At 57.3% G+C, this 14809-nt stretch carries 15 protein-coding genes and 1 pseudogene; 15 read left to right on the top strand and 1 reads right to left on the bottom strand.

Annotated elements, in window-relative coordinates; genetic code table 11:
• Window positions 1-32: 32 nt before the first annotated feature.
• From ACR0LF_RS15100 to ACR0LF_RS15065, 8 genes are all read left to right on the top strand, one after another.
• Entirely contained in the window at window positions 33-896 is an 864-nt protein-coding gene (locus ACR0LF_RS15100) for a nitronate monooxygenase (protein WP_480581160.1), read from the top strand.
• Window positions 897-1216: 320 nt separating this feature from the next.
• On the top strand, window positions 1217-2326 hold the full coding sequence (locus tag ACR0LF_RS15095; protein WP_480581161.1) for an aromatic ring-hydroxylating oxygenase subunit alpha: 1110 nt from the start codon (window positions 1217-1219) through the stop codon (window positions 2324-2326).
• A 15-nt stretch (window positions 2327-2341) separates the two neighbouring features.
• A complete protein-coding gene (gene gloA, locus ACR0LF_RS15090) occupies window positions 2342-2779 on the top strand; it encodes a lactoylglutathione lyase (RefSeq protein WP_480581163.1) in 438 nt (145 codons plus the stop codon).
• A gap of 24 nt (window positions 2780-2803) precedes the next feature.
• Window positions 2804-3187: a cupin domain-containing protein gene (locus tag ACR0LF_RS15085; RefSeq protein WP_480581166.1), complete on the top strand. Its 384-nt coding sequence runs from the start codon at window positions 2804-2806 to the stop codon at window positions 3185-3187.
• Between the two features lie 148 nt (window positions 3188-3335).
• Window positions 3336-4775, top strand: coding sequence for a glutamine synthetase family protein (locus ACR0LF_RS15080; RefSeq protein WP_480581169.1), 1440 nt, complete (start codon window positions 3336-3338; stop codon window positions 4773-4775).
• A gap of 60 nt (window positions 4776-4835) precedes the next feature.
• Window positions 4836-5852 carry an alpha/beta fold hydrolase gene (locus tag ACR0LF_RS15075; protein ID WP_480581171.1) on the top strand — a complete coding sequence of 339 codons (1017 nt, stop codon included), beginning with the start codon at window positions 4836-4838 and terminating at the stop codon, window positions 5850-5852.
• Window positions 5853-5937: 85 nt separating this feature from the next.
• Window positions 5938-6102, top strand: a complete 165-nt coding sequence (locus tag ACR0LF_RS15070) for a hypothetical protein (RefSeq protein ID WP_480581174.1) — start codon at window positions 5938-5940, stop codon at window positions 6100-6102.
• 212 nt (window positions 6103-6314) lie between these two features.
• The gene (locus ACR0LF_RS15065; RefSeq protein ID WP_480581177.1) at window positions 6315-6839 is read left to right on the top strand and encodes an Lrp/AsnC family transcriptional regulator; all 525 of its coding nucleotides are present in this window, start codon (window positions 6315-6317) and stop codon (window positions 6837-6839) included.
• Window positions 6840-7057: 218 nt separating this feature from the next.
• On the opposite strand, the pseudogene ACR0LF_RS15060 reads toward ACR0LF_RS15065, so the two are convergent.
• Window positions 7058-7264: pseudogene (locus tag ACR0LF_RS15060) on the bottom strand (transposase); the annotation flags it as partial.
• A 485-nt stretch (window positions 7265-7749) separates the two neighbouring features.
• On the opposite strand from ACR0LF_RS15060, the gene ACR0LF_RS15055 reads away from it, so the two are divergent.
• From ACR0LF_RS15055 to ACR0LF_RS15025, 7 genes are all read left to right on the top strand, one after another.
• The gene (locus ACR0LF_RS15055) at window positions 7750-7947 is read left to right on the top strand and encodes a hypothetical protein (RefSeq protein WP_480581180.1); all 198 of its coding nucleotides are present in this window, start codon (window positions 7750-7752) and stop codon (window positions 7945-7947) included.
• Entirely contained in the window at window positions 7944-9089 is a 1146-nt protein-coding gene (locus tag ACR0LF_RS15050) for a M24 family metallopeptidase (RefSeq protein WP_480581183.1), read from the top strand. Before ACR0LF_RS15055 ends, ACR0LF_RS15050 begins: the two co-directional genes overlap by 4 nt.
• Window positions 9086-9793 carry a maleate cis-trans isomerase family protein gene (locus ACR0LF_RS15045; protein WP_480581186.1) on the top strand — a complete coding sequence of 236 codons (708 nt, stop codon included), beginning with the start codon at window positions 9086-9088 and terminating at the stop codon, window positions 9791-9793. Before ACR0LF_RS15050 ends, ACR0LF_RS15045 begins: the two co-directional genes overlap by 4 nt.
• A gap of 124 nt (window positions 9794-9917) precedes the next feature.
• The gene (locus ACR0LF_RS15040; RefSeq protein ID WP_480627536.1) at window positions 9918-11039 is read left to right on the top strand and encodes an ABC transporter ATP-binding protein; all 1122 of its coding nucleotides are present in this window, start codon (window positions 9918-9920) and stop codon (window positions 11037-11039) included.
• Between the two features lie 102 nt (window positions 11040-11141).
• Window positions 11142-12233, top strand: a complete 1092-nt coding sequence (locus tag ACR0LF_RS15035) for an extracellular solute-binding protein (protein WP_480581191.1) — start codon at window positions 11142-11144, stop codon at window positions 12231-12233.
• Window positions 12234-12304: 71 nt separating this feature from the next.
• Complete coding sequence (locus tag ACR0LF_RS15030) at window positions 12305-13582, top strand: ABC transporter permease (RefSeq protein ID WP_480581194.1); 1278 nt, start codon at window positions 12305-12307, stop codon at window positions 13580-13582.
• A gap of 4 nt (window positions 13583-13586) precedes the next feature.
• Window positions 13587-14798: an ABC transporter permease gene (locus ACR0LF_RS15025; RefSeq protein ID WP_480581196.1), complete on the top strand. Its 1212-nt coding sequence runs from the start codon at window positions 13587-13589 to the stop codon at window positions 14796-14798.
• The last annotated feature ends 11 nt before the right edge of the window (window positions 14799-14809 follow it).

The following is a 14809-nucleotide window of genomic DNA, read 5'->3' as shown; positions in this document are numbered from 1 at the left end:
TTTCAATCGACTGGCAATTTTCGAGGTGGAGCGTGATCGATACCCGATTGACCCGTATGTTCGGTTTGACCTGTCCGGTCGTACTGGCTCCGATGCCGGGGTTGGCAGATGGCCGTTTGGCTGCAGCCGTCGCCCGAGCCGGTGGGTTGGGTCTGATTGGGGGCGGAGACTGTGACGCGGATTGGATCGACGCACAATTTCGCGTGGCGAGAAATGAAGCAGTGGGGTGCGGGTTCACGACATGGCGTCTGGCGCAGTCGCCCGGATTGCTGGATCGGGTGCTGGATCGGCGCCCAAGGGCGATCTTTCTGTCTCATGGTGATCCGCGCCCGTTTGCCACCCGGATTGCGCAGGCAAAGGTCAGGCTGATCTGTCAGGTGCAGAACTTGCAGGGTGCAGCCCGAGCCGTTGAGGCCGGTGCTGATGTCGTGGTTGCGCAAGGTAGCGCGGCGGCCAGGCATCCCGGCACACGTTCAACACTTACCTTGCTGCTGGAAGTGGCGGATTTCCTGCACCGTGAAGCGCACGACACCCTTTTGCTGGCCGCTGGTGGGATTGCTGACTCGCGCGGAGTGGCGGCCTGTATTGTGATGGGCGCGGATGGTGTGGTCATGGGTACGCGACTTTGGGCCAGCCGTGAAGGGCAAGGGTCTTCTGACCGGACCGAGGCCGCCCTGAAGGCGACCGGTGACGATACGGTTCATGCCTTGACGCCCGATAAAAACTGGCCGGAACCTGTGGCTATGCGCGTGTTGCGCGACACCTGTCAGGTGATACCTGTGGGCGAGGGCATCGGACTGATCCGGGACATGCCTCCGGTAGATGATATCCTGAACGCAGTGACGCAAAAGGCCGGGCGGTTGATGGTGCATGCGCAGCGCAAGGTGATCCCGTAGCGCCTTTTGGATATGTGCCTCGTTGGGCCCTCCCATGGTCGACATCGGACTTTCTGTGGGCATGTGCCGCTTGATTCGAAAAGGGTCACCGAACAGGTCGTGACTGCGCGGATGTTCGTTCTTCAGAATTGCGAAAACGGCACGAAATGTGAGGTAAGCCGACGTAATTTTGCGAATCAGTCAAAATGACATGCCAAATTCGTAAAATTTAATGGACAAAGTGCGATTTTCGCAGTTCACTGCCGCTCAGGAATAACGGAAACATATCTGCGGCGCGGCTGCGATGCTGATCTCGAAACCCTGTGTCAGGAACTTGAACGATGAAGCCATTCAATTCGTTGCTTGAGTCTTTCTACGAAGAAACCACCCCCAAGCGTGGCCTGCCTGCGGCGGCCTATAAGGATGCCGAGTTCTGGCGGGCCGAATGCGCCTCGGTGTTCACGCGCAACTGGATTTGCGTCGGGTTCACGCATGAACTTCGGGCCGCAGGGGACGCCGTACCCGTCACTGTCGCCGAGCATCCCTTGCTGCTGGTGCGTAACAGTGCGGGCGAGATTCGCGCCTTTCACAATATCTGCCGCCACCGCTGTCTGACTTTGGTTGATGCGCCGAAGAACGTGGGCAAACTTATCCGCTGCCCCTACCACGCGTGGGCATATGATCTGGATGGGCAACTGCGCGCAGCGCCTCATTTTGGGGGCGCAAACGATCATCAGGCTGAAGGATTTGACAAGAAACAAAACAGCCTTGTCCCGGTGCGCAGCCATGTCTGGAACGATTGGATTTTCGTCAATCTCGATGGCAATGCGCCGGATTTCGACGAATATTCTGCTGCCATTCAGGGTCATCTGGAAGGAATGGACTGGAACAAGCTCCAATGCATCGGGACGCTCGATTTTGGTGAAATCGCCTGCAACTGGAAGTTCATCATGGAGAACTTCATCGAGCCCTATCACGTCCAATTCGTGCACTCCTCGACCACGGATCAGCCGCTTGAGGATCACTATACGATCATTGATGGAAACTGTGTCGGCAGCGCCGTAGATCTGGAGGAAGAGATCGGCACTTCGGGCAGTCTGGGCGTCAGTTCACGATATCTGACGCTGTATCCGAATTTCATTCTGGGCCGGTACTTCCCTGATCAGCTGGGCGTTTATCTGAACATTCCAACCGGCCCCGGCACGATGATGCAGAAACGGGCGCTCTATACCACCGAAGGACAGACCCTGAACCCCGAGGAGGTCGAAGGGCTGAAAAAGCTGTGGTGGGATGTGCACAAGGAAGATCACGAAATGACGGAACGGCTGCAACTGGGTCGGGCTTCGACCATTGCCGAGGCTGGGGGAGTGCTGTCTCCGGCTTGGGAAGACAGTGTGCGTGCGTTTCAGGAGATGGTGGCACGCGATGTGACCACCGCCGAACAACACTGAATCAAGGAGAGAACCGTGACTGACAACTTGAGCAGCGGATTCCGCCTTGCCCACACGATGATGCGGGTGATGGATATGGAAAAATCGTTGGAATTCTATTGCGGCATTCTGGGGATGCAGGTGTTGCGCCGGACCGACTACCCAGAAGGCAAGTTCACCAATACATTTATCGGTTATGGCCCCGAGGCGGAATCTCCGACGCTGGAACTGACCGCCAACTGGGATCAGGAAGACTCTTATGACCACGGCAATAGCTGGGGCCATATCTGCATCGAAACTCCGGATGTCTACAAAGCCTGCGAGGACTTGGCCGCTGCTGGTGTGAATATCACGCGTCCACCGGGGCCAATGAAAAACGGCACCCGTGTCATTGCGTTCTGTGAAGATCCGGACGGCTACAAGGTCGAGCTGAACGAAAGCATCCTGAAACATCTGGCCAAGGAAGGGTCCTGATCCATGGGAGAAAAACCAAGACTGATGAAGTGGGACCTTGTCGAGGATCGTTATAACCAGATCGGTGACAAGGACAGTGACACCTACATCAAGCCGATGGTCACCAGTGAGTTTTCCAAAACCATGTGCGGTGGTATCAATGTTCTGAAGAACATCAAGGTGCCGTGGGATTTGACCTGCGATGAGATCATCTATGTTCTGGAAGGTACTTTCCGGCTGGTTTGCGATGGCGAAACCTACATCTGCGATCGCGGTGACGTTCTGTACATCCCCAAAGACAATCACATCTCCTACGAGGCGGATGAGCGCTGCGTAATCTTCTACGCCGCCTATCCCCATAACTGGAAGCAACTGGCCGGAATTACCAAGGTTCCGGGCATAGATCCCGACGATTTTGTGGCAGGCTGAATGCCTGACGCTGCCTGAAAGCGGGTGCTCTTGATGCTCTCTTTAAATCCGGGGCATCCGCCTTTCCCCACGGCGAACACACCGCCCGGTTCCACGCCGCCGGGTCCTGAAACCGGACCCTCGCGGCGCCCCAACAGGAGGAAGCCAAGTGCCTAAAGACAACGCAAACAGCAAGATCTACTACGAAAGCTTTCAGGACGCGGTTGAACGCAACCGGCCCAAAATTCCCGCCGTGAAAAAGCGTCTGGAAGACGCGGGTGTAAAATATGTAATGGGGGCCTGGATCGACCTTCACGGTATCCCCAAAACCAAACCTGTCCCGATGAGCGATTTCGAAGAGCTGTGCCTGGGCAAGGGTCCGCAATTCGCCGTACATTCGATTTCCTATGTTCCCGAGCTCAGCCCGGCCGACAGCGACCAGGTCGTGGTGCCGGATCTGGATGCGGTCTATGTCTGCCCGTGGGATACCTCGATGGCGATCATTTTTTCGGATCTCTACTGGGAAGACGCACCTTACAACGTCTGCCCCCGTCAGGCGCTGAAACGTGCCATGCATGAGGCTGCGCAGGAAGGCTATACCGGTTATGCGGGTGTCGAGCCCGAATTCATCGTCATGAAATATGACGAGGCTGGCCAGCCGGTGAAAGCGTTCGATGACGATCCTGCGGATGGTCTGCGCCCGCGCCGTCAGGCCTTTGGCTATGACGTGGAATACTCGGTGGATTCGATGCCCTTCCTGAAGGACATGATCGACATCATCGAGGGGCTGGGTTGGAACCTGCATGACGTGGTGGCCGAAGGCGCTTATTCCCAGTTCGAACTGGATTTCCACTATACCAACATGCTGGAAATGTCTGACCGGCTGGCGTTCCTGCGCATCGTGCTGAAAGAGGTCGCCAAGAAGCACGGGATGTTCGTGACCTTCATGCCGAAACCCACCGTGGGGGACTGGCGCTCGGGTGCGCATATCAACATGTCGATGCAGCACGAAAGCCGCCCCGGCGAGAATATTTTCCAGACGCCCGAAGGGGACTGGAGCGATGAATCCCGCTGGGCCGTTGGCGGCCTGATGCAGCATTCCGAGGCGATCACCGCAATCACCTGTCCTATCGTGAACTCGTATAACGGTCTGGTTCCGCGTGTCGGCGGGTTCGAGGGCGGCACCGTCACCTGGGCGCCCACCAACATCACCTACGGGTTCAACAATCGCTCGGCCCAGTTCCGTTTACCGCAGAGCCGCCATTGCATAGAAAACCGCGCCTGCGACATGACGATGAACGTCTACCTGGCCATGGCGATGCATCTGAGCTGCGCGGTGAAGGGAATCAAGTACAAGATCGATCCGGGCAAGCCCACCGATTTCGACCTTTACGCGAAAACCGAAGCGGAACTAGCCGAATTGGGTATCCGCCGCCTGCCGCGCACCCTGTTCAACGCCATTGAGGCCTTGCGGCATGACGACATGGCCGAGCATGTGTTGGGCCCGGTCATGCGTAGTTCCTACCTCGAATACAAAAACGACGAGTGGGAACGGTATCACCAGTCGGTCACCGACTGGGAGGTGCAAGAATATCTGCGGCTTTACTGAGTAAAAAACAGACGGCCCCGAAAGGTTGGGGCCGTTTTCTGAACAGCAGCAGGGGCCGGCATGACGCAGGAATACCAGATTCTCGAACTCGGCGATTTTGAGTTGCTTTCGGGCGAGATCCTGAAAAATGCCAAACTCGCCTATCAGACCTACGGCACCTTGGCGCCCGCGCGAGACAATGTGATCGTTCTGCCGACCTTTTACACCGGCACCAACACGCGCAGCGAAGGTTTCTTCGGGCCGGGCCGGGCCATTGATCCGGCGCGGCATTTCATCGTTAGCCCGAACCTGTTTGGCAATGGGCGGTCATCGTCGCCATCAAACACCCCCGCGCCGCAGGACGGGCCGCGCTTTCCGCTGATCCAGATGTGGGACAATATCACAGCGCAGCACCGGCTGATCCATGACCATTTGGGGATCGGGCGGATCGCATTGGTCGCGGGCTGGTCCATGGCCGGGTGCCAGTCCTATCAATGGGCGGCCCAATACCCGGACATGGTGCAGGCCATCCTGCCGTTCTGCGCCTCGGCAATAACCTCGCCGCACAACTTTGTATTCCTCGAAGGTGTAAAGGCTGCGCTTTGCGCCGATCAAAGCTGGAACGGCGGTGAATACAACAAACCTCCGGTCGCTGGGCTTAAAGCGTTCGGGCGGGTCTACGCGGGATGGGCGTTTTCACAGACCTTCTATCGAGAGGAGCTCTACAAACACTTGGGATTCGAGACCGTCGAAGACCTTCTGGTGGATTGGGAAATTGATCATGTCGAGGGCTGGGATGCCAACAACCTGCTGGCCAAGCTGGCGACCTGGCAGGCGGGTGATATCTCGGCCGGGCCGCTTTACAACGGCGACTTCAAAGCGGCGCTTGGCGCGATCAAGGCGCGCGCGATCCTGATGCCTTGCACGCAGGACCTGTATTTCCCGCCCGAGGACAACGCGATTGAGGCGCGGCACATGCCGAACGCCGAATTCCGCCCTTATGACTCGCCCTGGGGTCACTGCGCAGCCAATCCCGGCAACGATCCGGGGTTCACCGCCGCGTTGGACGCCGGCATTCGTGCGCTTTTGCAAGAGTAAACCAAACGGGGGACATCCGTGCTCAAGAATATCTGCACGTTTAACGGTACACTGGCGCAGCGCAATTTTACGGTTGCAAACCTGCATGCACGCAAGGTTGCGTGAAGCCACTTCCACCACCTTTGCCGGATCAGGCATGGTGTGGGAGGCACACGTCATCAATGATGTAATCCTGTGCACCATGGGTAAAACGGCGGATGAGGCAACAGGTTTTCAGCGAGCGGGTCGAGGCAATGGTCAGGTCTCGTGAAGCGGTCCACGAAGGGTCCTTCCCCGGGTCGAAATAAACCGTGCATAGGTCGGATGATGAGACCAGAAGCTGCTCGAAGCATTGGATAAGGTGTAGTATACATGACGGACCTTGTGCATGGTGGAAACCGGTAAGATATCCGGGCAGGTTTGCACCTGTATTCGGGGTCCTGGTGCCGGGCTTGCATGCATGACGAAACAAAAGGAAGCGATGTGAACTTATCGCAAAAGACAGAAGCGGATAAACCGTCCCGGCAACGGGGCAAGCACTCGGTCGAAGAGCGTTTGAACAGCGAGATCGTCCAGATGCTCGAACTGGATGGGCGGATGCCATTTTCGGAAATCGCGCAGAAACTGGGCGTGTCCGAGGGCACGGTACGCAACCGCGTTAACGCCATGAAAGACGCCGGCCTGCTGCGCATCGTTGCAATCGCCGACCCGGCGGCTTCGGAATACAAGGCAGATGCCATGATCTGTCTGAAAGTCGCGCCGGGGATCAAGCCTCAGATGGTGGCGGATCGTCTGAGTGAGATTTCGAGCGTCGTTTACATTCTATGGGTCACCGGGCGCTTTGACCTGATGGTTGAACTCGTCTGCGACGAACCGGGCGATTTGGCGATATTTCTGGAACATCACATTCATGGGGTCGAGGACATCGCCGATGCCGAGGTGATGCTGGGCCTGAAAAACTACAAGAACCAGTTCCTGCTTAAACGCGACTGGGATCCTCAGCGATAGGCCAGTGCGTAAATTGACGTCTTCGGTCTTGTCGGCCTCCGAGTGCATCAACGCCGTGATTTCCCGTTCGCATTCCAGGTAACCAGGCAGGGCGATCAGTTCTTCTTTGCTGTGCAACTCGATGCCCTTCTTGAAGTCCAGATTCAGAATGGTTTTCAACCGACCGGGATTTGCCGCAAGGAAAACGATCTTGTCTGCGAGAAAGATGGCCGGATCTGTCGCAAACTTTTGCCCGGCTTCACCCTGTTCAGCAAACTGCTGGCTGCCTCATAGAGCGTTGAGCGCAGCATAGCATCACCGCGTTTCGATACTCTGCTGCTATAGTCGATGTCCCCAGATTGGTAACGCCGGGACGTCAGCCCGAGATAGGCTCCGACCGATCTGGATTTTGAAAATCGGCACAGTTTGCCTCTGTCGAAATTCATGACGGCGTCAACATGTGGACCTCACTTCAGACAGAGAGGTCAAAAGTTTGCGACATGGCCGTGGTCGGGTGCTCTGCAAGGCGCAGAAATTTGCGACAGCAGAACTCTAACGGACTGAGTGAAAAACCATCGGGCATTCAGACTTGGGCAATTGTGCCTAGTCCAAAGACAATCTCGCTGGACCCAAGTGCTGGTACAACCCGGCCCCAGCGTGAGCGATTTAAGGACTTCTCGCTTGCGTCTGGTTGACAGATCTTCGCCAATCGGATGACGTCAGCGGGTCACGCATACGGAGGAGCACACGTGCGGATCGTTTCAAACCCCCATCGGCTCGCTAAAAGGCTGGTGCCCTTGGCGCCCTATCCATTGGTCGACGCAGACCGGGTGGCGTCGCTGTTTTCGTCGTGTCTTGCAGCAGCGGAAACGCCTAAGGTCGAGGCCAAGGAACTGGCCCAATCGCACGGCTTTGGATCAAGGACGAGCGCGTGCGGATGAACCTTGGCTCGTTCAAGGCGCTCGGTGCTGCCTATGTGATCGCGGTGCATCTGCCTGCTTTGGCCAGTGCGGGCCTTGCCACCACCGCGTCGGGCGTGGCGGCGGTTTTGCATGACACGGTGCACGAAGCGCTGCATATCGATCAAGACGCCCGGGTGCTTTGCTATCTGTCCGAGTGTGCAGAATGAGGGGTTTTGCGACTGCCGAATTCGAAGCGCGCACCCAACGCGCCCAGGCGATGATGGATGCGCACGGCCTTTCCGCACTCTTGCTCACCACCGAACCCGAGGTGCGATACTTCACAGGATTTCTGACCCGGTTCTGGGAAAGCCCGACGCGCCCGTGGTTTGTGATCCTGCCGATCACTGGTAAGCCCGTAGCCGTAATCCCATCCATTGGTGCCGCTTTGATGGCCGAAACATGGATCGACGACATTCGCACCTGGAGCGCGCCAGATCTTGAGGACGACGGGGTGGGCTTATTGGCCGAAGCCCTGATCGAATTGACGCCGACAGACGCCAAGATCGGGATGCCAGACGGTCACGAATCGCACACCCGGATGCCGTTGGCCGATCTGGCGCGCGTGAAGAATGCGATTGGACCCCGCAACATCGCCGGGGACCAAGGCATTTTGCGCGCTCTGCGCATGGTGAAATCCCCCACCGAGATCGCAAAGATCGAAACCGCCTGCGCCATCGGAGGCCGGGCTTTCGCGCGGGTGCCGGAAATAGCGCGGGCGGGGGTGGCGCTCGATGAAGTGTTTCGAAGATTCCAGATGCTTTGTCTCGAAGAAGGTGCCGACTGGGTGCCTTATCTGGCGGGAGGCGCGGAACAGGGTGGGTATATGGATGTGATCTCGCCCGCGCGTGCGACGCCACTGGCCCCGGGTGATGTGCTGATGCTGGATACAGGTTTGGTTTTTGATGGCTATTTCTGCGATTTCGATCGTAATTGGTCGATTGGTCCGGCCAGCGTAAAGGTGCAATCGGCTCACGCCCGCCTGATCGAAGCGTCCGAAGCGGCCTTTGGGATCGCGCGGCCCGGCGCGACTGCTGCGGACCTGTACCACGAGATGAATGCTGTTCTTGCACGCGACGGGGGCGGAACAGATGCCGGCCGGTTGGGGCATGGGCTCGGAATGTCGCTGACCGAATGGCCGTCGTTGATTCCGACCGACCATACAATACTGGAACCCGGAATGGTTTTGACGCTGGAGCCTGGCATCGCCGTTGGTGACAAGATACTTGTCCACGAAGAGAACATCGTCATTACCGAAGCTGGCCCTCGTTTCATCAGTCCAAGGATCGGATCGGAGTTGCCCTGCCTATGACCTTTCTGCCGTACACGCTCGATCCAGACAATCCGGGCAAACCACCCATGGGCCTGATTGTCCTCCAAACCGACGAGACCATCGAACCTGATTTCAGAACCCTTTTCGCGGATCAGGACGACCCGATCTATGTCACGCGTATCCCCAGCGGGGCCACCGTGACCACCGACAGCTTGGCCGAAATGGAAATCGCGCTGCCCGCCGCCGCCGACCTCCTGCCAAAGGTGCGCCCATATCGTGTGGTCGGGTATGGATGCACTTCAGCCAGTTCGGTCATTGGCTCGGACCGGGTCGAGAAGATGGTGCAGCAAACCTGCGACGTGACCACCGTCACCAATCCCCTTCGCGCTGCGTCTGCCTGCGCCAAAGACCTTGGTGTCTCGAAACTCGCACTTCTTTCCCCCTATATTGAAGAGGTTAATCTGCCGCTCCGCAGTGCCTTCGCCGACAACGGCCTTTCGACGGATGTCTTCGCCACCTTCGGTGAGGCGGACGAAGCCAAAGTGGTGCGGATATCCACCGCGTCAATCGTTGAAGCTGCGGTAGAGTTGGGCAGGGATTCGGCGGTCGAGGCTGTATTTCTAAGTTGTACAAATCTCAGAACCCTTGCCGCGATTCCCCAAATCGAAGCGCGGATATCAAAACCCGTGATGTCGTCGAACCAGTGCCTTGCCTGGCACATGAAGCGTTTGAATATGACCTAAACACTGCTCACATAAACTTGTTTCGCCAACCCGGTTCAAAATTGGGTCTTGCCCCGCGCGCGGATTATCGCGTTAAATGCGAAACATCGATCAAAAGACAGGCCCGGATCAACCAGGGCCGGAAATGACGACACAGGGGGGCCACTTGGCCGAAATGTCCAACGACGCCGCGTTCGTCGAGTTTCAACGCGTACAAAAGTCCTACGATGGCGAGATCCTCGTCGTTAAGGATTTGAACCTTTCCATGCCCAAAGGGGAGTTCCTGACAATGTTGGGGCCGTCCGGCTCTGGCAAGACCACGTGTCTGATGATGTTGGCGGGGTTCGAGACTGCGACCCACGGCGAGATCATGTTGGATGGGCAACCGATCAACAATATCCCACCGCACAAGCGCGGGATTGGCATGGTGTTTCAGAACTATGCTCTGTTCCCGCATATGACGGTGGCCGAGAACCTTTCCTTCCCACTGGAAGTTCGCAAGATCGGCAAATCGGACCGCGAAGCCAAGGTGAAGCGCGCGCTCGACATGGTGCAGATGGGCGCGTTCGGCAACCGCCGTCCGGCGCAGTTATCGGGTGGTCAGCAACAGCGGATCGCTTTGGCCCGCGCTTTGGTTTTCGAACCCGAGCTTGTCCTTATGGACGAACCGCTTGGCGCGCTCGACAAACAGCTGCGCGAACATATGCAATTTGAAATCACCCGACTGGCGCATGAGTTGGGCATCACCACAGTCTACGTGACCCACGATCAAACCGAGGCATTGACCATGTCCGACCGTGTCGCGGTGTTCGATGATGGCCGTATTCAGCAGCTTGCGCCGCCGGATCAATTGTATGAAGAGCCCGAGAATAGTTTTGTCGCGCAATTCATCGGTGAGAACAACACGCTGGAAGGTGTCATCAAATCCATCGATGGTGACACCTGTCTGGTTCAATTGGATGACGGCTCGGAAATCGATGCGGTGCCAATCAACGTACACAATCCGGGCGAGCGGACCAAGGTTTCGATCCGACCCGAGCGAGTGGAATTCAACAAAGACCGCCTGCATGCCGATGCGCATACACTGAAGGCGACGGTCAAAGAATTCATCTATATGGGCGACGTATTCCGCTTTCGCATGTCGGTCGCGGGTAACGAAGAATTCATCGTCAAGACACGTAACGCCCCCGATGCCGTTCGCCTGCAGCCTGGCCAAGAGGTCGACATCGGCTGGTTAGCCAAGGATTGTCGTGCGCTTGACGCATAGACCAACCCGCGCGGCACAAGCGCGGTATTACTGAGGGACCGGCTGGCGAAAACCCGTGCGCCAGCTGACCAAATAACAAACGGGATCAACTGGGAGTAACACATGATACCAACCAAAACTTTGCTGACAGCGGTGGCTGTGGCAACAGCCGCCGGGGGCGTGTACGCCGAAGAGATGACCATCGTCTCATGGGGCGGTGCGTATTCCAAATCGCAGCTCAAGGCCTATCACGAGCCCTATTCGGAAAAGACGGGTGTCACCATCCTCAATGACGACAGCTCGGCCGAAGCGGTTGCCAAACTGCGCGCGATGAACGAGGCGGGCAACGTCACCTGGGATGTGGTGGACGTTGTTGCAGCAGATGCGATCCGCCTGTGCGACGAAGGTCTGGCGATGGAGATCGACTTTGACAGCCAACTGGCTGCCGCACCGGACGGGACACCGGCGTCCGAAGATTTTGGTGACCTTCTGGTAAGCGACTGCTTTATCCCGCAGATCGTTTATTCGACCACCTTCGGTTACCGCACCGATCTGGTCGGAGATACACCGCCAAGCGATATCTGCGCCGTGTTCGATCTGGAAGCCTATCCGGGCAAGCGCTCGCTGGAAAAGCGCCCGATCAACAACATGGAATGGGCGTTGCTGTGTGACGGAGTGGCCAAGGACGACGTGTATGACGTTCTGGCAACCCCCGAAGGACAGGATCAGGCGCTGGCCAAGCTGGACACCATCAAGGACAGCGTCGTCTGGTGGTCTGCTGGTGCGGACACCCCACAGCTGCTGGCCGATGGCGAGGTGGTCATGGGGTCGACCTATAACGGTCGTCTGTTCAGCGTGATCGAAGAGCAGAAACAGCCCGTTGCAATGCTGTGGGACGCGCAGGTGTTCGACCTGGATGGCTGGATCATCCCGGCCGGTCTGAGCGAAGAGCGTCAGCAGCGCGCGCTGGACTATATCATGTTCGCGACCGACACGCAGCGTCTGGCGGATCAGGCCAAGTACATCTCGTACGGTCCGGCTCGTGCCTCGTCGGCCCCGCTGGTGGGTCAGCACGCCGATCTGGGGATCGACATGGCGCCGCATATGCCGACCGATCCGGAAAATGCCAAGAACACGTTCCTGTATAACTACGAGTTCTGGGCGGATTACCGCGACGACATCGACGCCAAATTCCAGGCGTGGCTGGCGCAATAAGCGTCTGATTTCGTGAGATTGTCGGGGGCCTCTATTCGCCCCCGACCCCAAAAAGGACCCAAGGGGCACCGATGACTGACGCCACCCAACAAAACTCCGGTCCGATGCTGGCCGCCGATGGAACGCCGCTCAAGCAGTCGCTTGCGCGGTCACTGCGGCGGCAAAAACTCCGGGCTCTTATGCTGGTGGCACCGCTGCTGTTGTTCGTGCTGTTCTCATTTATTGTACCGATTGCTTCGATGCTATTCCGGTCGGTGGAGAACAACATTGTTCAGGAAACCCTACCTCTAACGGTCGAAGCTCTGCAAAGCTGGGATGAAGCCAGCGGAGAACTGCCCGATGAGGCTGTCTATGACGCCTTCGTCCGCGATATGGTCGTGGCCGTCGACAATAAGACCCATACACGACTGGGCTCGCGTCTGAACTACGAAGAAACCGGTATGTCTTCGATGTTCCGCCGTTCAGGTCGGAAAATGGGTAAGCTAGATCCCGAAACAGACGGTCCCTTCAAAGAGCAGGTGATCGAGATTCACGATGGCTGGGGTGAGCCCAATACATGGGCCGTCATCAAAACTCACTCGCCCGCTATAACCAATGGATACTTCCTGAACGCGATTGACATGCGGCGCACCCCGGAAGGAGCGCAGGCTCAACCCGAAGACAAGCAGATCCTTATCAAGCTGTTCGGGCGCACGTTGTTTATGTCGCTGGTAATCACGGCGTCCTGTATCCTGCTGGCCTATCCGATTTCCTATCTTCTGGCCACGCTGCCGATGCGGGTGTCGAACCTCTTGATGATCCTTGTCCTGTTACCATTCTGGACCTCCCTACTCGTGCGGACATCCGCATGGAAGGTGATGCTGCAACAACAAGGGGTGATCAACGACACGCTGGTCTGGCTGGGGCTGGTGGACGATGCGGCGCGATTGATCATAATCAACAACCAGATCGGCACGATTATCGCGATGACGCATATCCTTTTGCCCTTCATGGTTCTGCCAATGTATTCGGTGATGCAGACAATCCCGGCCAGCTACACCCGCGCTGCCAAATCCATGGGGGCGACCAACTGGACGACTTTCTGGCGGATCTATTTCCCGCAAAGCATTCCGGGAATCGGCGCCGGCTCTATCCTCGTGTTCATTCTGGCGATCGGCTACTACATCACGCCTGAGATCGTCGGCGGCACAAAGGGTGTATTCATCTCCAACCGGATCGCCTATCACATCTCGTCCTCACTGAACTGGGGACTTGCCGCGGCGTTGGGCACGATCCTTCTGGTAGTGGTCCTGATCCTTTACTGGGCCTACGACAAGATCGTCGGCATCGACAACGTGAAGCTGGGGTAGAGACATGGCAGCATTGACACCTATATCCCGCAAACCCCTTTCGATGGTCCTGCCAAGCGTCGGACTGGCTGGTGCCTTCGCGGGCATGTTCATTGGCGCCGGGCAGGGTTCGGTTCTTTTGGGCATTGTCGGCGGTGCCGTAGTGATCGCAGCGCTCGCCTGGGTCTATATCGAAGTTCTGAAGAACGAGCGCGTGGCCCGCTGGATCACCATCATTGGCTTTGGCGCGCTGGGCCTGATCTTCGGCGGCGTGATGAGCGGTATTCTGGGCCTGCTGGCCGGTTGGTTCTTCGGGTTCTTCATCTATTGGCTTTACGAGGGCCGCTACCGGCAAAAGCTACTCCCCTATATGACGGCGGGCCAGGTCTTCTGGCATTATGCCTTCCGCGTGATCTGCGGCGCGATCTTCGTTTTTCTGATCACCCCGATCCTTGTGGTCCTGCCGCTATCATTCAATTCGCAGGATTTCTTCACCTTCACGCCCGAGATGCTGCGGCTTGATCCCGAGGGATATTCCCTGAAGCACTACCGCGACTTTTTCACGAACAACGAATGGCAGCGGAGTTTCAAGAACTCGTTGATCATCGCTCCCATAGCCACGGTTATCTCAGTGTCGCTGGGCACTCTGGCGGCCATCGGCCTAAGCCAGTCGCATGTCCCGGGGAGGCGCGCGATCATGGGTATCCTGATCTCGCCTATGATCGTACCGTTGATTATCTCGGCCACGGGCATGTTCTTTTTCTATTCGTCGATCGGCAATTTCCTTGAAGGAACGCTTGGCATGAACAAGACGTTCGTGGGGTATGTGAAAGTTGTCCTGGCGCACGCGGTATTGGGAATTCCCTTTGTAATCATCACTGTAACGGCCACACTGGTCGGATTTGATCGGTCGCTCACGCGCGCGGCGGCGAATATGGGGGCGGGACCGGTGAAAACCTTCTTCTCGATCCAGATGCCGCTGATCCTGCCCGGTGTGATCTCCGGCGGGCTCTTTGCGTTCATCACGTCCTTCGACGAAGTCGTGGTGGTTCTCTTCGTCGGTTCGGCCAGTCAAAAAACCTTGCCTTGGCAGATGTTTACGGGTCTTCGCGAACAGATCAGCCCGACCATTCTAGCGGTCGCGACCATCCTTGTGGTGATCTCGATTGCGCTTCTGACGACTGTTGAACTTCTCCGCCGCCGCTCGGAACGTCTGCGCGGCCTCAGTCCTGCTTGACGCGAATCTCG

The organism is Ruegeria sp. E8, assembly GCF_056533985.1.
Note: the sequence above shows the minus strand (reverse complement) of the source record. Positions and strands in the feature narration are given on the sequence as shown.